23 protein-coding genes and 2 other annotated features are annotated in these 22,003 nt (G+C 42.9%); all 23 genes read left to right on the top strand.

Annotated elements, in window-relative coordinates; genetic code table 11:
• The first annotated feature begins 1 nt into the window (after position 1).
• The 23 genes from BGM23_RS00460 (at position 2) to rpsG (ending at position 21,958) form a co-directional block, all read left to right on the top strand.
• Positions 2-1,102 carry a PIN/TRAM domain-containing protein gene (locus BGM23_RS00460; RefSeq protein ID WP_003235014.1) on the top strand — a complete coding sequence of 367 codons (1,101 nt, stop codon included), beginning with the start codon at positions 2-4 and terminating at the stop codon, positions 1,100-1,102.
• Positions 1,103-1,116: 14 nt separating this feature from the next.
• Entirely contained in the window at positions 1,117-1,815 is a 699-nt protein-coding gene (gene ispD, locus BGM23_RS00455; protein ID WP_046664350.1) for a 2-C-methyl-D-erythritol 4-phosphate cytidylyltransferase, read from the top strand.
• Positions 1,808-2,284: a 2-C-methyl-D-erythritol 2,4-cyclodiphosphate synthase gene (gene ispF / locus BGM23_RS00450; RefSeq protein WP_003225745.1), complete on the top strand. Its 477-nt coding sequence runs from the start codon at positions 1,808-1,810 to the stop codon at positions 2,282-2,284. Before ispD ends, ispF begins: the two co-directional genes overlap by 8 nt.
• Positions 2,285-2,374: 90 nt before the next feature.
• Positions 2,375-3,826, top strand: coding sequence for a glutamate--tRNA ligase (gene gltX / locus BGM23_RS00445; protein WP_029727023.1), 1,452 nt, complete (start codon positions 2,375-2,377; stop codon positions 3,824-3,826).
• A gap of 2 nt (positions 3,827-3,828) precedes the next feature.
• Positions 3,829-4,059: a binding site (T-box leader), on the top strand.
• Positions 4,060-4,127: 68 nt separating this feature from the next.
• Positions 4,128-4,781, top strand: a complete 654-nt coding sequence (cysE, locus tag BGM23_RS00435) for a serine O-acetyltransferase (RefSeq protein WP_003225749.1) — start codon at positions 4,128-4,130, stop codon at positions 4,779-4,781.
• Positions 4,778-6,178, top strand: a complete 1,401-nt coding sequence (cysS, locus tag BGM23_RS00430; RefSeq protein ID WP_038427269.1) for a cysteine--tRNA ligase — start codon at positions 4,778-4,780, stop codon at positions 6,176-6,178. The genes cysE and cysS overlap by 4 nt, the downstream gene beginning before the upstream one ends.
• A gap of 3 nt (positions 6,179-6,181) precedes the next feature.
• Positions 6,182-6,613 carry a mini-ribonuclease 3 gene (locus BGM23_RS00425; protein WP_014475597.1) on the top strand — a complete coding sequence of 144 codons (432 nt, stop codon included), beginning with the start codon at positions 6,182-6,184 and terminating at the stop codon, positions 6,611-6,613.
• Entirely contained in the window at positions 6,597-7,346 is a 750-nt protein-coding gene (rlmB, locus tag BGM23_RS00420; RefSeq protein WP_014475598.1) for a 23S rRNA (guanosine(2251)-2'-O)-methyltransferase RlmB, read from the top strand. Before BGM23_RS00425 ends, rlmB begins: the two co-directional genes overlap by 17 nt.
• Positions 7,347-7,352: 6 nt before the next feature.
• Positions 7,353-7,865 carry a ribosome-dependent mRNA decay endonuclease Rae1/YacP gene (gene rae1 / locus BGM23_RS00415; RefSeq protein ID WP_003235032.1) on the top strand — a complete coding sequence of 171 codons (513 nt, stop codon included), beginning with the start codon at positions 7,353-7,355 and terminating at the stop codon, positions 7,863-7,865.
• Positions 7,866-7,927: 62 nt separating this feature from the next.
• Positions 7,928-8,584, top strand: coding sequence for an RNA polymerase sporulation sigma factor SigH (gene sigH / locus BGM23_RS00410; protein WP_003225758.1), 657 nt, complete (start codon positions 7,928-7,930; stop codon positions 8,582-8,584).
• 92 nt (positions 8,585-8,676) lie between these two features.
• Positions 8,677-8,826, top strand: coding sequence for a 50S ribosomal protein L33 (gene rpmG / locus BGM23_RS00405; RefSeq protein ID WP_003156421.1), 150 nt, complete (start codon positions 8,677-8,679; stop codon positions 8,824-8,826).
• A 33-nt stretch (positions 8,827-8,859) separates the two neighbouring features.
• The gene (gene secE, locus BGM23_RS00400; RefSeq protein ID WP_004399676.1) at positions 8,860-9,039 is read left to right on the top strand and encodes a preprotein translocase subunit SecE; all 180 of its coding nucleotides are present in this window, start codon (positions 8,860-8,862) and stop codon (positions 9,037-9,039) included.
• Positions 9,040-9,217: 178 nt separating this feature from the next.
• Positions 9,218-9,751 (top strand): transcription termination/antitermination protein NusG, encoded by a 534-nt coding sequence (gene nusG / locus BGM23_RS00395; protein WP_003225764.1) that lies wholly within the window; start codon positions 9,218-9,220, stop codon positions 9,749-9,751.
• Positions 9,752-9,918: 167 nt separating this feature from the next.
• Positions 9,919-10,344 (top strand): 50S ribosomal protein L11, encoded by a 426-nt coding sequence (rplK, locus tag BGM23_RS00390; RefSeq protein ID WP_003156430.1) that lies wholly within the window; start codon positions 9,919-9,921, stop codon positions 10,342-10,344.
• Between the two features lie 94 nt (positions 10,345-10,438).
• Positions 10,439-11,137: a 50S ribosomal protein L1 gene (gene rplA, locus BGM23_RS00385; protein WP_003235040.1), complete on the top strand. Its 699-nt coding sequence runs from the start codon at positions 10,439-10,441 to the stop codon at positions 11,135-11,137.
• A gap of 45 nt (positions 11,138-11,182) precedes the next feature.
• Positions 11,183-11,323: a sequence feature (ribosomal protein L10 leader region), on the top strand.
• Between the two features lie 65 nt (positions 11,324-11,388).
• Complete coding sequence (gene rplJ / locus BGM23_RS00380; RefSeq protein WP_003235042.1) at positions 11,389-11,889, top strand: 50S ribosomal protein L10; 501 nt, start codon at positions 11,389-11,391, stop codon at positions 11,887-11,889.
• Positions 11,890-11,934: 45 nt separating this feature from the next.
• Positions 11,935-12,306 (top strand): 50S ribosomal protein L7/L12, encoded by a 372-nt coding sequence (gene rplL, locus BGM23_RS00375; RefSeq protein WP_003156436.1) that lies wholly within the window; start codon positions 11,935-11,937, stop codon positions 12,304-12,306.
• An 89-nt stretch (positions 12,307-12,395) separates the two neighbouring features.
• On the top strand, positions 12,396-13,001 hold the full coding sequence (locus tag BGM23_RS00370; protein ID WP_003235045.1) for a class I SAM-dependent methyltransferase: 606 nt from the start codon (positions 12,396-12,398) through the stop codon (positions 12,999-13,001).
• A gap of 245 nt (positions 13,002-13,246) precedes the next feature.
• Positions 13,247-16,828, top strand: coding sequence for a DNA-directed RNA polymerase subunit beta (gene rpoB / locus BGM23_RS00365; protein WP_009966326.1), 3,582 nt, complete (start codon positions 13,247-13,249; stop codon positions 16,826-16,828).
• Between the two features lie 61 nt (positions 16,829-16,889).
• Entirely contained in the window at positions 16,890-20,489 is a 3,600-nt protein-coding gene (gene rpoC, locus BGM23_RS00360; protein ID WP_004399688.1) for a DNA-directed RNA polymerase subunit beta', read from the top strand.
• A gap of 178 nt (positions 20,490-20,667) precedes the next feature.
• Positions 20,668-20,916 (top strand): 50S ribosomal protein L7ae-like protein, encoded by a 249-nt coding sequence (locus BGM23_RS00355; protein ID WP_003225778.1) that lies wholly within the window; start codon positions 20,668-20,670, stop codon positions 20,914-20,916.
• 113 nt (positions 20,917-21,029) lie between these two features.
• Positions 21,030-21,446 carry a 30S ribosomal protein S12 gene (gene rpsL / locus BGM23_RS00350; RefSeq protein ID WP_003225781.1) on the top strand — a complete coding sequence of 139 codons (417 nt, stop codon included), beginning with the start codon at positions 21,030-21,032 and terminating at the stop codon, positions 21,444-21,446.
• 41 nt (positions 21,447-21,487) lie between these two features.
• Complete coding sequence (gene rpsG / locus BGM23_RS00345; protein ID WP_003225784.1) at positions 21,488-21,958, top strand: 30S ribosomal protein S7; 471 nt, start codon at positions 21,488-21,490, stop codon at positions 21,956-21,958.
• The last annotated feature ends 45 nt before the right edge of the window (positions 21,959-22,003 follow it).

The raw sequence follows: 22,003 nt of genomic DNA, 5'->3' as shown, positions 1-22,003 counted from the left end.
TATGTTAAAACGAATAGTTCAGGCGTTCTTCATTATTTTTGGCGGCGTTGTTGGTATATTTTTGATACCTGAATTGTTTGTACTGTTAAATATACAGGACATACCTTTAATAACAAACGCATATACGTCTGCGGCAATAGGAGCAATTATCTTTTTTCTCATCAGTATATGGGGTACAGAATACGTTGTGAACTGGGTGAAGTGGATAGAGGATTCATTGTTAAAAGCGCCGGTTCCAGATTTGTTATTTGGAAGTCTTGGCTTAGTTTTTGGACTTATAATTGCTTATCTTATCGTAAATGTTATTCCTTTAGACAATATACCTTACCGCATATTCAGCACAATAATTCCTGTATTTTTGGCTTTCTTCCTCGGTTATCTCGGCTTCCAGGTGGGCTTTAAGAAAAAGGATGAATTGATCAGCCTGTTTTCCATTTCCGCCAGAATGCAAAAGAAAAAAGGAACAGCTGATGAAGAACATGAGGTTCAAGACAAGAAGCTGAAAATTTTGGACACTAGTGTTATTATTGATGGGAGAATAGCAGATATTTGTCAGACTGGTTTTTTAGAGGGAGTTATCGTGATTCCGCAGTTTGTCCTTGAGGAATTGCAGCATATTGCAGACTCTTCAGATGTTTTAAAACGAAACAGAGGACGCCGCGGTCTTGATATCCTGAACCGCATTCAGAAAGAATTAGACATTGAAGTTGAAATTTACGAAGGCGACTTTGAAGATATTCAGGAGGTTGACAGCAAGCTCGTCAAACTTGCTAAGCTGACATCCGGGGTCGTTGTGACGAATGATTTTAATTTAAATAAAGTGTGCGAGCTTCAGAAGGTAGCAGTATTAAACATTAATGACCTTGCCAATGCGGTCAAGCCTGTTGTGCTTCCTGGCGAGGAAATGAATGTTCAGGTCATTAAGGACGGGAAAGAGCATAATCAGGGAGTTGCCTACTTGGATGACGGTACGATGATTGTCGTTGAAGAAGGACGAAATTATATCGGCAAGCATATTGATGTACTCGTCACAAGTGTGCTGCAGACAGCAGCGGGACGAATGATTTTTGCGAAGCCTAAGCTGTTGGAGAAGGCGCTGTAAAGGGAGAAGAAACAATGAGTTATGATGTGGTGATTCCTGCAGCCGGACAGGGAAAGCGGATGAAGGCAGGGAGAAATAAACTGTTCATTGATCTGAAGGGAGACCCGGTGATCATACACACGTTAAGAGTGTTTGACAGCCACCGGCAGTGCGATAAAATCATTTTGGTGATTAACGAGCAGGAGCGGGAGCACTTTCAACACTTGCTGTCCGATTACCCGTTCCAAACTTCAATTGAGCTTGTTGCAGGCGGAGAAGAGCGTCAGCACAGTGTGTATAAGGGGCTGAAAGCCGTAAAGCAGGAAAAGATTGTCCTTGTACATGACGGTGCCCGCCCATTTATAAAACATGAACAAATTGACGAACTGATCGCAGAGGCGGAACAGACAGGAGCGGCCATCCTTGCTGTTCCGGTAAAAGATACGATTAAACGCGTTCAAGATTTACAAGTCAGTGAGACGATTGAACGTTCAAGCTTGTGGGCTGTCCAAACGCCACAAGCTTTTCGTCTTTCTTTATTGATGAAGGCTCACGCTGAGGCCGAGCGCAAGGGATTTTTAGGGACGGATGACGCCAGCCTCGTTGAACAGATGGAGGGCGGTTCGGTCCGTGTTGTAGAAGGCAGCTATACAAATATTAAGCTGACGACGCCAGACGATTTGACGTCAGCTGAAGCTATCATGGAATCAGAAAGTGGGAATAAACATGTTTAGAATTGGACAAGGATTTGATGTGCATCAATTAGTGGAGGGCCGTCCTCTCATTATTGGCGGAATTGAAATCCCGTACGAAAAAGGGCTGCTTGGCCATTCTGATGCAGACGTATTGCTGCATACTGTCGCTGACGCCTGCCTGGGAGCTGTGGGTGAAGGAGACATCGGCAAGCATTTTCCTGACACAGATCCCGAGTTCAAGGACGCAGATTCTTTCAAATTACTTCAGCATGTCTGGGGAATCGTGAAACAGAAGGGGTATGTCCTTGGGAACATTGATTGCACCATCATAGCGCAAAAGCCGAAGATGCTGCCGTACATAGAAGATATGAGAAAAAGAATTGCTGAAGGCCTTGAGGCAGATGTTTCTCAAGTAAATGTAAAAGCAACAACGACAGAAAAACTTGGATTTACAGGCCGGGCGGAAGGAATAGCGGCTCAGGCGACAGTACTGATACAAAAAGGCTAACTTGTTTTGATGCCGGGTCTATTTGGTGGTAGAATAGATTCATACATTTTTGCCTGAGGCCATACATGACATGAAAGGAAGTATTTGAAAATGGGAAACGAAGTACGCGTCCGTTATGCACCGAGTCCAACCGGACATTTGCATATTGGAAATGCCAGAACGGCGCTTTTTAATTATTTATTTGCCCGCAATCAAGGCGGTAAGTTTATCATTCGAGTTGAGGATACAGATAAAAAGCGCAATATTGAGGGCGGAGAACAAAGCCAGCTGAATTATCTGAAGTGGCTAGGTATTGACTGGGATGAGAGTGTGGATGTCGGAGGAGAGTACGGTCCATACCGTCAGTCAGAGCGTAACGATATCTATAAAGTGTACTATGAAGAGCTTCTTGAAAAAGGGCTTGCTTATAAATGTTACTGTACGGAAGAAGAGCTTGAAAAAGAGCGTGAAGAACAGATTGCCCGCGGAGAAATGCCTCGTTATTCCGGAAAACACAGAGACCTGACTCAGGAAGAACAGGACAAATTTATCGCTGAAGGCAGAAAACCAAGTATTCGTTTCCGCGTGCCGGAAGGAAAAATCATCGCCTTCAATGATATCGTAAAAGGCGAAATTTCTTTTGAATCAGATGGCATCGGCGACTTTGTTATTGTGAAAAAGGACGGAACGCCGACTTACAACTTCGCGGTAGCAATTGATGACTACTTAATGAAAATGACACACGTGCTGCGCGGTGAGGATCATATTTCTAACACACCGAAACAGATTATGATTTATCAAGCATTCGGATGGGATATTCCTCAGTTCGGACACATGACGCTGATCGTAAACGAAAGCCGTAAAAAGCTCAGTAAACGTGATGAATCCATTATTCAATTCATCGAGCAGTACAAAGAGCTTGGCTACCTGCCAGAAGCACTGTTCAACTTTATCGGCCTGTTAGGCTGGTCACCGGTTGGAGAAGAAGAGCTTTTCACAAAAGAGCAGTTTATTGAAATTTTTGATGTAAATCGTTTATCTAAATCACCAGCTTTGTTTGATATGCATAAGCTAAAATGGGTTAACAACCAATATGTGAAGAAGCTGGATCTTGATCAGGTTGTTGAATTGACGCTTCCGCATTTGCAAAAAGCCGGCAAAGTTGGCACTGAGCTTTCTGCTGAAGAACAAGAATGGGTTCGCAAACTGATTTCCCTGTATCATGAGCAATTAAGCTACGGTGCGGAAATTGTTGAGCTGACTGATTTGTTCTTTACGGATGAGATCGAGTATAATCAAGAAGCGAAAGCTGTTCTGGAAGAAGAACAGGTTCCTGAAGTGCTCAGCACATTCGCAGCGAAGCTTGAAGAGCTTGAGGAGTTCACTCCGGATAACATCAAAGCATCGATCAAAGCAGTGCAGAAAGAAACTGGTCATAAAGGGAAAAAACTGTTTATGCCGATTCGTGTTGCTGTAACAGGGCAAACTCACGGTCCGGAACTGCCGCAATCAATTGAATTGATCGGTAAAGAGACTGCAATTCAGCGTTTAAAAAATATCTAAATAAATGATTGTTGACAGGGAAGAGTATAAAGCTTTAGGCCATTACAGAAAGGATCTCCATTGGCTGAGAGAGATCCATGAGCCGGGTTTTAGAAGTGCGCCCTTAAGACCTTTGAAGAACGTTTTTTGAAACCAGTATTCAAAGGCGGCCGCCGCCGTTACAGGCTGAAGTTGGGAGAGCAGAAGTCTGCTTTTCAAACAGAGTGGAACCGCGCGGTTAAAGCGTCTCTGTCATGTTTACATGCAGAGACGCTTTTTTTATTGGGTAGAGGAAATCAGATAGAGAAACGGGGGGAAGCATGTGTTTTTTAGAATGCTCAAAGAAGACATTGATACTGTGTTCGATCAAGATCCCGCAGCAAGAAGCTATTTTGAAGTGATTTTAACTTATTCCGGTTTACATGCTATATGGGCGCATCGGATTGCACATGCTTTATATAAACGAAAATTTTATTTCCTTGCACGCCTTATATCTCAAGTAAGCCGATTTTTTACCGGGATAGAAATCCACCCCGGCGCTACAATCGGGAGAAGATTTTTCATAGACCACGGCATGGGGGTTGTCATTGGGGAGACATGTGAAATCGGCAATAACGTAACCGTTTTTCAGGGGGTTACCCTCGGGGGAACGGGGAAAGAAAAGGGAAAAAGGCACCCAACGATTAAAGATGACGCATTGATAGCCACAGGTGCTAAAGTGCTCGGTTCTATTACGGTCGGTGAAGGCTCAAAGATTGGGGCTGGTTCAGTAGTGCTGCATGATGTTCCTGATTTTTCAACAGTTGTCGGTATCCCTGGTCGGGTCGTTGTACAAAATGGCAAGAAAGTAAGACGCGATTTAAACCATCAGGATTTGCCCGATCCAGTTGCTGACCGCTTTAAGTCTTTGGAACAGCAGATTTTAGAGCTGAAGGCAGAACTTGAAGACAGAAAAGAAAGGATCAATCAAAAATGACAATCACACTTTATAATACATTGACTAGACAGAAGGAAACATTTGTTCCTCTTGAAGAGGGAAAAGTGAAAATGTATGTATGCGGACCCACGGTTTACAATTACATTCATATCGGGAACGCGCGTCCGGCAATCGTTTACGATACGGTTCGAAACTATTTAGAGTATAAAGGCTATGATGTGCAGTATGTCTCTAACTTCACAGACGTAGACGATAAATTAATTAAAGCGGCAAATGAACTCGGTGAGGATGTACCCACCATTTCAGAGCGTTTTATTAAAGCATACTTTGAAGACGTAGGTGCGCTCGGCTGCCGAAAAGCCGACCTTCATCCGCGAGTAATGGAGAACATGGATGCCATTATCGAATTCGTAGATCAGCTCGTGAAAAAGGGCTACGCATATGAATCAGAAGGTGACGTATATTTCAAAACCAGAGCATTTGAAGGGTACGGAAAGCTTTCTCAGCAATCAATCGATGAACTTAGATCAGGTGCACGCATCCGAGTCGGCGAGAAAAAAGAAGATGCTCTTGATTTCGCATTGTGGAAAGCGGCAAAAGAAGGAGAAATCTCTTGGGATAGCCCTTGGGGAAAAGGACGTCCGGGCTGGCACATTGAATGCTCAGCAATGGTGAAAAAGTATCTGGGTGACCAGATTGATATCCATGCGGGCGGACAGGATTTAACATTCCCTCACCATGAAAACGAAATTGCGCAATCTGAGGCATTGACAGGAAAAACGTTTGCGAAGTACTGGCTCCATAATGGCTATATCAATATTGATAATGAAAAAATGTCAAAATCACTGGGCAACTTTGTGCTTGTGCATGACATCATTAAACAGCATGATCCGCAGCTTTTGAGATTCTTTATGCTATCTGTTCATTATCGCCATCCGATTAACTATTCAGAAGAACTTCTAGAAAATACGAAAAGCGCATTTAACCGTTTAAAAACAGCGTACAGCAATCTCCAGCACCGTCTGAACAGCAGTACGAATTTAACGGAAGATGACGATCAATGGCTTGAGAAAGTTGAAGAACACCGCAATGCATTCGAAGAAGCGATGGACGATGATTTTAATACGGCGAATGCGATTTCTGTCTTGTTCGACTTAGCGAAACACGCCAATTACTATCTTCAGAAAGACCATACAGCTGATCATGTAATTACGGCGTTTATCGAGATGTTTGACCGTATTGTTTCTGTCCTCGGTTTTTCGTTGGGTGAGCAGGAACTTCTCGATCAAGAGATTGAAGACTTAATCGAAAAGCGAAATGAAGCGCGCCGGAATCGCGATTTTGCATTGTCAGACCAGATCCGCGACCAGCTGAAAAGCATGAATATCATTCTTGAAGATACGGCTCAAGGCACTCGCTGGAAACGGGGAGAATAACAGATGCTTGAATTTGATACGATAAAAGATTCTAAGCAGCTTAACGGTCTTGCGCTTGCTTATATAGGTGATGCCATTTTTGAAGTGTATGTCAGGCATCACCTGCTTAAGCAGGGCTTTACCAAACCAAATGATCTTCATAAGAAATCAAGCCGGATTGTTTCAGCAAAGTCACAGGCTGAGATCCTATTTTTTCTGCAGAATCAATCATTTTTTACGGAAGAAGAGGAAGCGGTGCTGAAAAGAGGCAGAAATGCCAAGTCAGGGACAATACCTAAAAATACAGATGTTCAGACGTACCGCTACAGTACAGCATTTGAAGCGCTTCTGGGCTACCTTTTTCTAGAGAAAAAAGAGGAACGACTTAGTCAGCTCGTAGCCGAAGCTATACAATTCGGGACGTCAGGGAGGAAAACAAATGAGTCAGCAACATGATTACGTCATAGGGAAAAATGCAGTGATCGAGACGTTAAAATCTGATCGGAAGCTGTATAAGCTGTGGATGGCGGAAAACACCGTAAAGGGACAAGCACAGCAAGTGATTGAGCTTGCCAAAAAGCAGGGAATCACGATTCAATACGTCCCGAGAAAAAAACTCGATCAAATGGTGACAGGACAGCATCAGGGCGTAGTGGCACAGGTTGCAGCGTATGAATATGCAGAACTGGACGATTTATATAAAGCAGCCGAAGAAAAAAATGAACAGCCTTTCTTCCTCATTCTGGACGAACTTGAAGACCCTCATAATCTTGGTTCCATTATGAGGACAGCAGATGCGGTCGGCGCTCATGGCATCGTCATTCCAAAACGGAGAGCTGTCGGGCTGACAACAACAGTGGCAAAAGCTTCAACAGGAGCAATTGAGCACATTCCTGTAGCAAGAGTCACCAATTTGGCACGGACGTTAGAAGAGATGAAAGAGCGGGGAATCTGGGTTGTCGGAACGGATGCGTCCGCGCGTGAGGATTACCGTAATATGGACGGCAATATGCCTTTGGCTCTAGTCATCGGAAGTGAAGGAAAAGGGATGGGCCGCCTTGTGAAAGAAAAGTGCGATTTTCTCATTAAACTCCCGATGGCCGGAAAGGTAACTTCACTAAATGCATCTGTCGCGGCTGGTCTTTTGATGTATGAAGTCTACCGGAAACGAAACCCTCTGGGAGAATAAAGACCCATGGATATCCTGTTAGTAGACGGGTACAACATGATTGGAGCCTGGCCGCAGCTGAAGGATTTAAAAGCGAACAGTTTTGAAGAGGCGAGAGACGTACTGATTCAGAAAATGGCAGAATATCAATCGTATACAGGAAACAGGGTTATTGTTGTTTTTGACGCGCATCTCGTAAAAGGGCTTGAGAAAAAACAGACCAACCATAGAGTTGAAGTAATTTTTACAAAAGAAAATGAGACGGCTGATGAGCGGATAGAAAAGCTCGCTCAGGCTTTGAATAATATTGCGACTCAAATTCACGTTGCGACCTCTGACTATACTGAGCAGTGGGCGATTTTCGGACAGGGGGCATTGCGAAAATCGGCCCGGGAGCTTTTGAGAGAGGTAGAAACGATTGAAAGGCGAATAGAGAGACGGGTAAGAAAAATCACTTCCGAGAAGCCGGCGGGTAAAATTGCTTTATCGGAAGAGGTTTTGAAAACGTTTGAAAAGTGGAGGCGGGGAGACTTAGATTAAGTTGACGCTTTTTTGCCCAATACTGTATAATATTTCTATCTACGTGCGCCGGGGGGATCGGAGTGAATCTACAGAACAACAAGGGAAAATTCAACAAAGAGCAGTTTTGCCAGTTGGAGGACGAGCAGGTCATTGAAAAGGTTCATGTTGGGGACAGTGATGCGTTAGATTACTTGATTACGAAGTACCGAAACTTTGTTCGGGCAAAAGCAAGATCCTATTTCTTAATAGGGGCGGACAGAGAGGATATTGTTCAGGAAGGCATGATAGGCCTCTATAAGTCTATTCGTGACTTCAAAGAGGACAAGCTTACCTCATTCAAAGCTTTCGCAGAATTATGTATTACCCGCCAAATTATTACCGCAATAAAGACAGCTACTCGCCAGAAACACATTCCTTTGAATTCCTACGTCTCATTAGATAAACCGATTTTTGATGAAGAATCAGACCGAACGCTGCTGGATGTCATTTCAGGAGCGAAAACCTTAAATCCTGAGGAAATGATCATTAATCAGGAAGAATTTGATGATATTGAAATGAAAATGGGAGAACTATTAAGTGATTTAGAGAGAAAAGTACTCGTCTTATATCTCGATGGGAGAAGTTACCAAGAGATTTCTGATGAACTGAACCGACATGTGAAATCGATCGACAATGCCCTTCAGCGTGTGAAACGCAAGCTGGAGAAGTACTTGGAAATTCGCGAAATCAGTTTGTAATAGGAATTTATGCTATATTGACAGTATTTTTCTGACTATGATATGTTACTAAAGATAAGAACTAATGTCTATTTAGAAAAAGGTGTAATGACATGAGAAAAAAGATTACGTTAGCATGCAAGACATGCGGAAACCGTAATTATACGACAATGAAGAGCTCTGCATCAGCGGCTGAGCGATTAGAAGTAAAGAAATACTGCAGTACTTGCAATTCACATACAGCTCATCTTGAAACAAAATAGTTTTTGCGCTTTTAAATTGTGGAGGTCTTTTACATGCGTATTATGAAATTCTTTAAAGATGTTGGGAAAGAAATGAAAAAGGTAAGCTGGCCTAAAGGAAAAGAGTTAACGCGTTATACCATTACGGTAATTTCAACAGTTATCTTTTTTGTTATCTTTTTTGCCCTCCTTGACACAGGAATTTCTCAATTAATTCGTTTAATAGTTGAATAATGATCAGCAATACGTGCTATAATAGATCATAATATTACTTGCCAAAACCCGTTCAGCGGGTTTTTTATTGTGGCTTAAAATGAAAGTTATCATAGGCTTGCCGCCTATTTTTTGAAGCGTTATGGTAATTCACTAAAACCAAATGCGGGGAGGGAAGGACTGGACAGTCCTGAATAGAATGGAAAAGAATTGGTATGTTGTTCACACGTACTCTGGTTATGAGAATAAAGTAAAAGCCAACTTGGAAAAGCGTGTTGAATCAATGGGGATGCAGGATAAAATTTTCCGTGTAGTCGTACCCGAAGAAGAAGAAACGGATATCAAAAACGGCAAGAAAAAAGTCGTGAAAAAGAAAGTATTCCCTGGTTATGTGCTTGTTGAAATTGTAATGACAGACGACTCTTGGTATGTCGTCCGCAACACGCCGGGCGTTACTGGATTCGTAGGATCTGCCGGGTCAGGTTCAAAACCGACGCCGCTTCTTCCGGGGGAAGCAGAAACCATTCTGAAGAGAATGGGCATGGATGAACGAAAAACTGATATTGACTTTGAACTGAAAGAGACAGTGAAAGTGATAGACGGACCTTTTGCTAACTTTACAGGATCAATTGAAGAGATTGATTATGATAAAAGCAAGGTCAAAGTTTTCGTTAATATGTTTGGCCGTGAAACGCCGGTTGAGCTGGAATTTACCCAAATCGATAAATTGTAATGTGAAAAAACTTGAAATTGCTATATATAAATGATAATATAGCAAAGGTACGTCTTGGACTTATCCAAGGCAACTAGCATGATATTTCGTCATTCATATAAAGAATGAAACCTTGAGTGGGAGGGTTTACCCTATTACCACATCACGGACTTAAGGAGGTGTGTCTCGTGGCTAAAAAAGTAGTTAAAGTTGTAAAATTGCAAATTCCTGCTGGAAAAGCTAACCCAGCACCACCAGTTGGACCTGCACTTGGTCAAGCCGGTGTTAACATCATGGGATTCTGTAAGGAGTTTAACGCTCGTACAGCTGACCAAGCTGGTTTAATCATTCCTGTTGAAATTTCGGTTTACGAAGACCGTTCATTTACATTTATTACAAAAACTCCACCTGCTGCAGTATTGCTTAAAAAAGCAGCTGGAATTGAGTCTGGTTCTGGTGAACCAAACCGTAATAAAGTGGCAACCGTTAAGCGCGATAAAGTACGCGAAATCGCTGAAACGAAAATGCCTGACTTAAACGCAGCAGACGTTGAAGCGGCAATGCGCATGGTTGAAGGTACTGCCCGCAGTATGGGTATTGTAATCGAGGATTAATTTGTTTCTTGTCGGGTTGCGAGTTTTAACAAGTTCGCAACCCTTATTCGTGGGAGGTTATTCCGCTATAACCACATAAGGAGGAAATTTTAAAATGGCTAAAAAAGGTAAAAAGTACGTTGAAGCTGCTAAGCTTGTAGACCGTTCTAAAGCTTACGACGTCTCTGAAGCAGTAGCTCTCGTTAAAAAAACAAACACAGCTAAATTCGACGCTACAGTTGAAGTGGCTTTCCGTTTAGGGGTTGACCCTCGTAAAAACGACCAGCAAATCCGTGGAGCAGTTGTGCTTCCAAACGGAACTGGTAAAACTCAGCGCGTTCTCGTTTTCGCAAAAGGCGAAAAAGCGAAAGAAGCTGAAGCTGCTGGTGCAGATTTCGTAGGCGATACTGACTACATCAACAAAATTCAACAAGGCTGGTTCGATTTCGATGTTATCGTAGCTACACCTGACATGATGGGTGAAGTTGGTAAAATCGGTCGTGTACTTGGACCAAAAGGTTTAATGCCAAACCCTAAAACTGGTACAGTTACTTTCGAAGTTGAAAAAGCTATCGGCGAAATCAAAGCTGGTAAAGTTGAATACCGCGTTGATAAAGCTGGAAACATTCATGTTCCTATCGGTAAAGTTTCTTTCGAGGATGAAAAACTTGTTGAGAACTTCACAACAATGTACGATACAATCCTTAAAGCTAAACCTGCTGCAGCTAAAGGCGTTTACGTGAAAAACGTTGCTGTAACTTCTACTATGGGACCTGGTGTCAAAGTAGACTCTTCAACTTTTAACGTAAAATAATATTGACATGACATCAACATTCTGATATTATTCGAAATGTTGTAAAATAGAATATCATTTATACCGTAGACAGTAGGGGCCTAACCGCTTAATTATCCTACCGAGGTGTATATTATCACAGCTATTACGTTACGTATGCTTGTATATACAGCCTCCATGTCTCATGGAGGCTTTTTATATGGAATCCGTCGTCTCAGTCGTGATCACCTAACGGTATAAGTGTTACACAAGAATCTACAGGAGGTGTAACCATGAGCAGCGCAATTGAAACAAAAAAAGTTGTTGTTGAAGAAATTGCTTCTAAACTGAAAGAAAGTAAATCAACGATCATCGTTGACTATCGCGGACTTAACGTTTCTGAAGTAACTGAACTTCGTAAACAGCTTCGCGAAGCTAACGTTGAGTTCAAAGTTTACAAAAATACGATGACTCGCCGTGCGGTTGAACAAGCTGAGCTTAATGGTTTGAATGATTTCTTAACTGGACCGAACGCGATCGCATTCAGCACTGAAGATGTTGTCGCTCCGGCTAAAGTTCTTAATGACTTCGCTAAAAATCACGAAGCTCTTGAAATCAAAGCTGGCGTTATCGAAGGTAAAGTTTCTACTGTTGAAGAAGTGAAAGCTCTTGCTGAACTTCCATCACGCGAAGGCTTGCTTTCTATGTTGCTTAGCGTACTTCAAGCTCCAGTTCGTAACCTTGCTCTTGCTGCAAAAGCTGTGGCAGAACAAAAGGAAGAACAAGGCGCTTAATCTAATCAGTTTTTCATAAATTAAAACAAAATGGAGGAATTACAAATGGCTTTAAATATCGAAGAAATCATTGCTTCCGTTAAAGAAGCAACTGTACTTGAATTGAACGACCTAGTAAAAGCAATCGAAGAAGAATTTGGCGTAACTGCTGCTGCTCCTGTAGCTGTAGCTGGCGGAGCTGCTGCAGGCGGAGCTGCTGAAGAGCAAAGTGAATTCGATCTTATCCTTGCTGGTGCAGGATCTCAAAAAATCAAAGTTATCAAAGTTGTACGTGAAATCACTGGTCTTGGCTTGAAAGAAGCTAAAGAACTTGTTGACAACACTCCAAAACCACTTAAAGAAGGTATTGCTAAAGAAGAAGCTGAAGAGCTTAAAGCTAAACTTGAAGAAGTTGGCGCTTCTGTAGAAGTTAAGTAATCTTCACTTACCTGTAGGGGAAGCTCGCTTTTATGAGGCGAGCTTTTTCTTTGCCATTCTTTAAGCCATGAAAAAAGGAGGTTCTAATAATGAGTGAGCACTATTATTCAGAAAAACCTTCAGTAAAAAGCAACAAGCAAACCTGGTCTTTTAGGCTTCGGAATAAAGATTTCACGTTTACCAGCGACAGCGGGGTTTTTTCTAAAAAAGAAGTTGATTTCGGCTCCCGCCTGCTGATTGATTCTTTTGAAGAGCCTGAGGTTGAGGGCGGCATTTTGGATGTAGGCTGCGGATACGGCCCGATTGGTTTATCGCTCGCCAGCGACTTTAAAGACCGGACTATCCACATGATTGACGTTAATGAGAGAGCCGTAGAACTATCAAATGAAAATGCGGAACAGAACGGAATAACAAACGTTAAGATTTATCAAAGCGATTTGTTTTCAAACGTTGATTCTGCTCAAACATTTGCTTCTATTCTTACAAATCCCCCAATCCGAGCCGGAAAAAAAGTTGTCCATGCTATCTTTGAGAAAAGCGCTGAACACTTAAAAGCTTCAGGTGAATTGTGGATCGTCATACAGAAAAAGCAAGGCGCGCCTTCTGCCATTGAAAAGCTCGAGGAACTGTTCGATGAAGTTTCCGTCGTTCAAAAAAAGAAAGGCTATTATATCATAAAAGCAAAAAAAGTTTGACTCGGTATTTTAACTATGTTAATATTGTAAAATGCCAATGTATATATTTTGCTTGATATGATGAATTGTCATTATCTATGTATAAATTATACAAGTATGGAAATGCTAATAAAATCGGTATTTGTTTTTGGATGTGGTTTTCTTAATTAGAAACCCTTTTTTCTTTTGTCTTGTAAAAGTATTTTCTTTCTTTGGAAGAAATGCTTATTACACATATAATACGCATGATTTGAGGGGTGAATCAGTTGACAGGTCAACTAGTTCAGTATGGACGACACCGCCAGCGCAGAAGCTATGCTCGCATTAGCGAAGTGTTAGAATTACCAAATCTCATTGAAATTCAAACCTCTTCTTATCAGTGGTTTCTTGATGAGGGTCTTAGAGAGATGTTTCAAGACATATCACCAATTGAGGATTTCACTGGTAACCTCTCTCTTGAGTTCATTGATTATAGTTTAGGTGAGCCTAAATATCCTGTAGAGGAATCAAAAGAACGTGATGTGACTTACTCAGCTCCGCTAAGAGTGAAGGTTCGTTTAATTAACAAAGAAACTGGAGAGGTAAAAGACCAAGATGTCTTCATGGGTGATTTCCCTATTATGACAGATACAGGTACTTTTATCATTAACGGTGCGGAACGCGTTATCGTTTCCCAGCTTGTTCGGTCTCCAAGTGTATATTTCAGTGGTAAAGTAGACAAAAACGGTAAAAAAGGTTTTACCGCAACTGTCATTCCAAACCGTGGCGCATGGTTAGAATACGAAACTGATGCGAAAGATGTTGTTTATGTCCGCATTGATCGCACACGTAAGTTGCCGGTTACGGTTCTTTTGCGTGCTCTCGGCTTCGGCTCCGATCAAGAGATTCTTGATCTCATAGGAGAAAACGAATACCTGCGAAATACGCTTGATAAAGATAACACAGAAAACAGCGACAAAGCGTTGCTGGAAATTTACGAGCGTCTCCGTCCTGGAGAGCCGCCTACAGTAGAAAATGCGAAAAGCTTGCTTGATTCTCGTTTCTTTGATCCGAAACGATACGATCTTGCCAATGTAGGACGCTATAAAATTAATAAAAAACTTCATATTAAGAATCGCCTCTTCAATCAGAGACTTGCTGAAACGCTTGTTGATCCTGAAACAGGAGAAATCCTTGCTGAAAAAGGCCAGATTCTTGATAGAAGAACACTTGATAAAGTACTGCCATACTTAGAAAACGGAATCGGTTTTAGAAAGCTGTATCCGAATGGCGGCGTTGTTGAAGATGAAGTGACTCTTCAATCAATTAAAATCTTTGCTCCGACTGATCAAGAAGGAGAACAGGTTATTAATGTAATCGGCAATGCTTACATCGAAGAAGAGATTAAAAACATCACGCCTGCTGATATTATTTCTTCAATCAGCTACTTCTTCAACCTGCTGCACGGAGTAGGCGACACAGATGATATCGATCATCTTGGAAACCGCCGTTTACGTTCTGTAGGCGAGCTTCTCCAGAACCAATTCCGTATCGGTTTAAGCCGTATGGAGCGTGTGGTTCGTGAGAGAATGTCAATTCAAGATACGAATACAATTACGCCTCAGCAGCTGATCAATATTCGTCCTGTTATTGCGTCCATTAAAGAGTTCTTTGGAAGCTCACAGCTTTCTCAATTCATGGATCAGACGAACCCGCTTGCTGAATTAACGCACAAGCGTCGTCTGTCAGCATTAGGACCGGGCGGATTGACACGTGAGCGTGCCGGAATGGAAGTGCGTGACGTTCACTACTCCCACTATGGCCGTATGTGTCCGATTGAAACGCCTGAGGGCCCGAACATCGGTTTGATCAACTCACTATCATCTTATGCAAAAGTAAACCGTTTTGGCTTTATTGAAACGCCATATCGCCGCGTTGATCCTGAAACAGGGAAGGTAACGGGCAGAATCGATTACTTAACTGCTGATGAAGAGGATAACTATGTTGTCGCTCAAGCGAATGCTCGTCTTGATGACGAAGGCGCCTTTATTGATGACAGCATCGTAGCTCGTTTCCGCGGGGAGAACACTGTTGTTTCCAGAAATCGTGTAGACTACATGGATGTATCGCCTAAGCAGGTTGTATCTGCTGCGACAGCATGTATCCCGTTCTTAGAAAACGATGACTCCAACCGTGCCCTCATGGGAGCGAACATGCAGCGTCAGGCTGTGCCTTTAATGCAGCCGGAAGCGCCATTTGTTGGAACTGGTATGGAATACGTATCAGGAAAAGACTCTGGTGCCGCTGTTATTTGTAAACACCCTGGTATCGTTGAACGCGTAGAAGCGAAAAACGTTTGGGTTCGCCGTTATGAAGAAGTAGACGGTCAAAAAGTAAAAGGAAACCTGGATAAATACAGCCTGCTGAAATTTGTCCGCTCTAACCAAGGTACGTGCTACAACCAGCGTCCGATCGTAAGTGTCGGCGATGAAGTGGTAAAAGGAGAAATCCTTGCTGACGGTCCTTCTATGGAGCTTGGTGAACTTGCACTTGGCCGTAACGTAATGGTCGGCTTCATGACATGGGATGGCTACAACTATGAGGATGCCATCATCATGAGTGAACGCCTAGTGAAGGATGATGTTTATACATCTATCCACATTGAAGAATACGAATCAGAAGCACGTGATACGAAACTTGGACCTGAAGAAATCACTCGCGATATTCCAAATGTCGGTGAAGATGCGCTTCGCAATCTTGATGACCGTGGAATCATCCGTATTGGGGCAGAAGTAAAAGACGGAGATCTTCTTGTTGGTAAAGTAACGCCTAAAGGCGTAACTGAACTGACTGCAGAAGAACGCCTTCTTCACGCCATTTTTGGCGAGAAAGCCCGCGAGGTTCGTGATACTTCTCTTCGTGTGCCTCACGGCGGCGGCGGAATTATCCATGACGTTAAAGTCTTCAACCGTGAAGACGGAGACGAACTTCCTCCAGGTGTTAACCAGTTAGTACGCGTATATATCGTTCAGAAACGTAAGATTTCTGAAGGGGATAAAATGGCCGGTCGTCACGGTAACAAAGGTGTTATCTCTAAGATTCTTCCTGAAGAGGATATGCCTTACCTTCCTGACGGCACACCAATTGATATCATGCTTAACCCGCTGGGCGTACCATCACGTATGAACATCGGGCAGGTATTGGAACTTCACATGGGTATGGCCGCTCGTTACCTTGGCATTCACATTGCATCTCCTGTATTTGACGGAGCGCGAGAAGAGGATGTCTGGGAAACACTTGAAGAAGCCGGCATGTCTCGTGACGCCAAAACAGTGCTTTACGACGGACGTACTGGAGAGCCGTTTGATAACCGTGTATCTGTCGGTATCATGTACATGATCAAACTGGCTCACATGGTTGACGATAAACTTCATGCACGCTCTACAGGTCCTTACTCACTTGTTACGCAGCAGCCTCTTGGCGGTAAAGCGCAATTTGGCGGACAGCGTTTTGGTGAGATGGAGGTTTGGGCACTTGAAGCTTACGGTGCGGCTTATACTCTTCAAGAAATTCTGACTGTTAAGTCTGATGACGTGGTTGGACGTGTGAAAACATACGAAGCCATCGTTAAAGGCGACAATGTTCCTGAACCAGGTGTTCCGGAATCATTCAAAGTATTAATCAAAGAACTTCAAAGCTTAGGTATGGATGTCAAAATCCTTTCTGGTGATGAAGAAGAAATAGAAATGAGAGATTTAGAAGACGAAGAAGATGCGAAACAAGCTGACGGCCTGGCATTATCAGGTGATGAAGAGCCGGAAGAAACAGCATCTGCAGACGTTGAACGCGATGTAGTAACAAAAGAATAATCTCTAGTTATAAAGGCAAGTGACATCGGTTAATCCGAAGATAAAAAGGGAGGTAGGCCCCTTGCTAGATGTGAACAATTTTGAGTATATGAACATCGGTCTTGCTTCACCAGATAAAATCCGTTCATGGTCTTTTGGTGAAGTGAAAAAGCCTGAAACGATAAACTATCGTACGTTAAAACCTGAAAAGGACGGTCTATTCTGCGAACGCATTTTCGGACCGACTAAGGACTGGGAATGTCATTGCGGGAAGTACAAGCGAGTTCGTTATAAAGGCGTAGTTTGTGACCGCTGCGGAGTCGAAGTAACACGGGCTAAAGTCCGTCGTGAGAGAATGGGGCACATTGAACTGGCTGCCCCAGTTTCCCACATTTGGTATTTCAAAGGTATTCCAAGCCGTATGGGTCTTGTGCTGGATATGTCACCTCGTGCTTTAGAAGAAGTCATTTACTTTGCTTCTTACGTTGTAACTGATCCGGCGAATACACCGCTTGAAAAGAAACAGCTTCTGTCTGAGAAAGAATATCGTGCTTATCTTGATAAATACGGTAATAAATTTCAAGCATCTATGGGTGCTGAAGCAATTCATAAACTTCTTCAAGATATCGATCTTGTAAAAGAAGTTGATATGTTAAAAGAAGAGCTGAAAACTTCACAAGGACAACGCCGTACTCGTGCGATCAAACGTCTTGAAGTTTTAGAAGCCTTCCGTAACTCAGGAAACAAGCCTTCTTGGATGATCCTTGATGTGCTTCCTGTTATTCCTCCGGAGCTTAGACCGATGGTTCAGCTAGATGGCGGACGTTTTGCGACTTCTGATTTGAATGACCTTTATCGTCGTGTCATCAACCGTAACAATCGTTTGAAACGCCTTTTGGACCTTGGTGCGCCTAGCATCATCGTTCAAAACGAAAAGCGTATGCTTCAAGAGGCTGTCGATGCCCTAATTGACAACGGCCGCCGCGGACGCCCTGTAACAGGTCCTGGAAACAGACCGTTAAAATCTCTTTCTCACATGCTGAAAGGGAAGCAAGGCCGTTTCCGTCAAAACCTTCTTGGTAAACGTGTCGATTACTCCGGACGTTCTGTAATCGTTGTTGGTCCTCATTTGAAAATGTACCAATGCGGATTACCGAAGGAAATGGCACTTGAACTTTTCAAACCTTTCGTTATGAAAGAACTTGTTGAAAAAGGTCTTGCTCACAACATTAAGAGTGCGAAACGCAAAATTGAGCGCGTACAGCCTGAAGTTTGGGATGTACTAGAATCAGTTATTAAGGAGCACCCGGTACTGCTGAACCGTGCCCCTACTCTTCACAGATTAGGTATCCAGGCGTTTGAACCAACGCTTGTTGAAGGACGCGCAATCCGTCTTCACCCGCTCGTATGTACAGCTTACAACGCTGACTTTGACGGTGACCAAATGGCGGTTCACGTACCATTATCTGCTGAAGCACAAGCTGAAGCACGCATCTTGATGCTTGCTGCTCAAAACATCTTGAACCCTAAAGATGGTAAACCGGTTGTAACACCGTCTCAGGATATGGTACTGGGTAACTATTACCTGACACTTGAGCGTGCCGGTGCTGTCGGTGAAGGCATGGTCTTCAAGAATACAGACGAAGCGCTGCTTGCTTATCAAAACGGATATGTTCACCTTCATACGAGAGTAGCTGTTGCAGCTAACTCACTTAAGAATGTGACATTTACCGAAGAACAGCGCTCAAAATTGTTAATTACAACTGTCGGTAAGCTTGTCTTCAATGAAATTCTTCCGGAATCATTCCCTTACATGAATGAACCAACGAAGAGCAACATTGAAGAGAAAACACCTGACCGTTTCTTTTTAGAAAAAGGTGCTGATGTTAAAGCTGTTATCGCACAGCAGCCAATCAATGCGCCGTTTAAAAAAGGCATTCTGGGTAAAATCATCGCGGAAATCTTTAAACGATTCCATATTACGGAAACGTCTAAAATGCTTGACCGCATGAAAAACCTAGGTTTCAAATATTCAACTAAAGCTGGTATTACAGTTGGGGTTTCTGACATCGTCGTACTCGATGATAAACAAGAAATTCTTGAGGAAGCGCAAAGCAAAGTTGACAACGTTATGAAGCAATTCCGCCGCGGTCTTATCACTGAAGAAGAACGCTATGAGAGAGTCATCTCTATCTGGAGTGCTGCAAAAGACGTTATCCAAGGCAAACTGATGAAATCACTTGATGAACTCAACCCGATCTACATGATGAGTGACTCTGGTGCCCGTGGTAACGCATCTAACTTTACGCAGCTTGCCGGAATGCGCGGCCTGATGGCCAACCCGGCTGGACGTATCATTGAGTTGCCGATCAAATCAAGTTTCCGTGAAGGTCTGACAGTATTGGAGTACTTTATCTCCACACACGGTGCGCGTAAAGGTCTTGCCGATACCGCTCTTAAAACTGCTGACTCAGGTTACCTTACACGCCGTCTCGTTGACGTTGCGCAGGATGTTATCATCCGTGAAACTGATTGCGGAACTGACCGAGGCATTCTTGCTAAGCCTCTTAAAGAAGGAACTGAAACAATTGAGCGCTTAGAAGAACGCTTAATCGGACGTTTTGCAAGAAAACAAGTGAAGCACCCTGAAACAGGTGAAGTGCTTGTGAATGAAAACGAACTGATCGATGAAGATAAAGCACTGGAGATTGTCGAAGCCGGCATTGAAGAAGTGTGGATCCGTTCTGCTTTCACATGTAATACGCCTCATGGTGTATGTAAACGATGCTATGGCCGAAATCTTGCAACTGGCTCCGATGTTGAAGTCGGTGAAGCTGTCGGAATCATTGCTGCCCAATCAATCGGTGAGCCTGGTACACAGTTAACAATGCGTACATTCCATACAGGCGGGGTTGCCGGAGACGATATCACACAGGGTCTTCCGCGTATCCAAGAGCTTTTCGAAGCGCGTAATCCGAAAGGTCAGGCAACAATTACAGAAATCGACGGTACAGTCGTTGAGATCAATGAAGTTCGTGATAAGCAACAGGAAATTGTGGTTCAAGGCGCAGTGGAAACACGTTCTTATACGGCACCTTACAACTCCCGCCTGAAAGTAGCGGAAGGAGATAAAATTACTCGAGGCCAAGTACTGACAGAAGGTTCAATCGATCCGAAAGAACTTCTTAAAGTGACTGACCTGACGACTGTTCAAGAGTATCTTCTCCATGAGGTTCAAAAGGTTTACCGTATGCAGGGTGTTGAAATCGGTGATAAACACGTAGAAGTAATGGTTCGCCAGATGCTTCGCAAAGTACGCGTGATTGATGCCGGTGACACTGATGTGCTTCCAGGTACATTGCTTGATATTCACCAATTTACTGAAGCGAACAAAAAGGTATTGCTTGAAGGCAACCGACCAGCTACAGGCCGTCCTGTCTTACTCGGTATTACAAAAGCATCTCTTGAAACTGATTCATTCTTATCTGCTGCTTCCTTCCAGGAAACAACACGTGTCCTTACAGATGCAGCGATCAAAGGTAAGCGTGACGAGCTTCTCGGCTTGAAAGAGAATGTTATCATCGGTAAGCTTGTTCCAGCGGGTACAGGAATGATGAAATACCGTAAAGTAAAACCAGTATCAAATGTTCAGCCGACTGACGATATGGTCCCGGTTGAATAACTGATTTAACTCTGCTGAAAGACTGCAAAAACAGTCTTTCAGCAGATATATTTATGAAAAAGTCACTCTATGAGAAGAACGAATCTAAAAAATGTCATACCTTGTTGACATTCGTCTCCTAGAATGATAATATAACCAAGGTGCTCGAAATAAACCTGTTACTTTGGAGGATATGTTTATGTCTTATGATAAAGTATCACAGGCCAAATCAATTATTATTGGTACGAAGCAAACAGTGAAAGCTCTAAAGCGAGGTTCAGTAAAGGAAGTAGTCGTTGCAAAAGACGCAGATCCGATACTCACGTCAAGTGTTGTTTCACTTGCTGAAGATCAAGGTATCTCTGTCTCAATGGTTGAATCCATGAAAAAGCTCGGCAAAGCCTGCGGAATTGAGGTAGGAGCAGCCGCTGTTGCCATTATATTATAACGTACTTTTGTTTTTGCGTAAGATTCCATCTTGTGTAAAGACATTGTTTTTTGCCTTTTGATGAACCACCTGGGTATGTGGGTTATAAAACGTAATGAAGGGAGGAAAAATTCATGCCTACAATTAATCAGCTAATTCGCAAAGGACGCGTGAGTAAAGTAGAAAACTCAAAGTCTCCTGCACTTAACAAAGGATACAACAGCTTTAAAAAAGAGCACACTAACGTATCTTCTCCACAAAAACGCGGGGTATGTACTCGTGTTGGTACAATGACACCGAAAAAACCGAACTCAGCACTTCGTAAATATGCTCGTGTTCGTTTGACTAACGGAATCGAGGTTACTGCTTACATTCCTGGTATCGGTCACAACCTGCAAGAGCACAGTGTTGTACTTATCCGCGGCGGACGTGTAAAAGACTTACCAGGGGTACGTTACCACATCGTTCGTGGTGCGCTTGATACTGCTGGAGTTGAAAACCGTGCACAAGGCCGTTCTAAATACGGTACGAAAAAACCTAAAGCAAAATAATATACGAAAATACGCATAATTGATGAAGGGAGGATATTCAGATGCCACGTAAAGGTCCTGTAGCAAAAAGAGATGTTTTACCTGATCCGATTTACAACTCTAAGCTTGTATCTCGTTTAATCAACAAAATGATGATCGATGGTAAAAAAGGTAAGTCTCAAACGATCCTATACAAGTCATTCGATATCATTAAAGAACGTACTGGCAATGATGCAATGGAGGTTTTCGAACAAGCATTGAAAAACATCATGCCTGTACTTGAAGTAAAAGCACGCCGTGTAGGTGGTGCGAACTACCAAGTTCCTGTAGAAGTTCGTCCTGAACGTCGTACGACTCTTGGACTTCGCTGGTTAGTTAACTACGCTCGTCTTCGTGGAGAAAAAACGATGGAAGAGCGTTTAGCTAACGAAATCCTTGACGCAGCTAACAACACTGGTGCTGCTGTTAAGAAACGTGAAGACACTCATAAGATGGCTGAAGCAAACAAAGCATTTGCTCACTATCGCTGGTAGGATTTATAGATTAACAAAACACAATTTCCTAATAAGGAAGGAGAA

The organism is Bacillus sp. FJAT-14266, assembly GCF_001719225.1.
GTDB classification, from domain to species: domain Bacteria; phylum Bacillota; class Bacilli; order Bacillales; family Bacillaceae; genus Bacillus; species Bacillus subtilis.
Note: the sequence above shows the minus strand (reverse complement) of the source record. Positions and strands in the feature narration are given on the sequence as shown.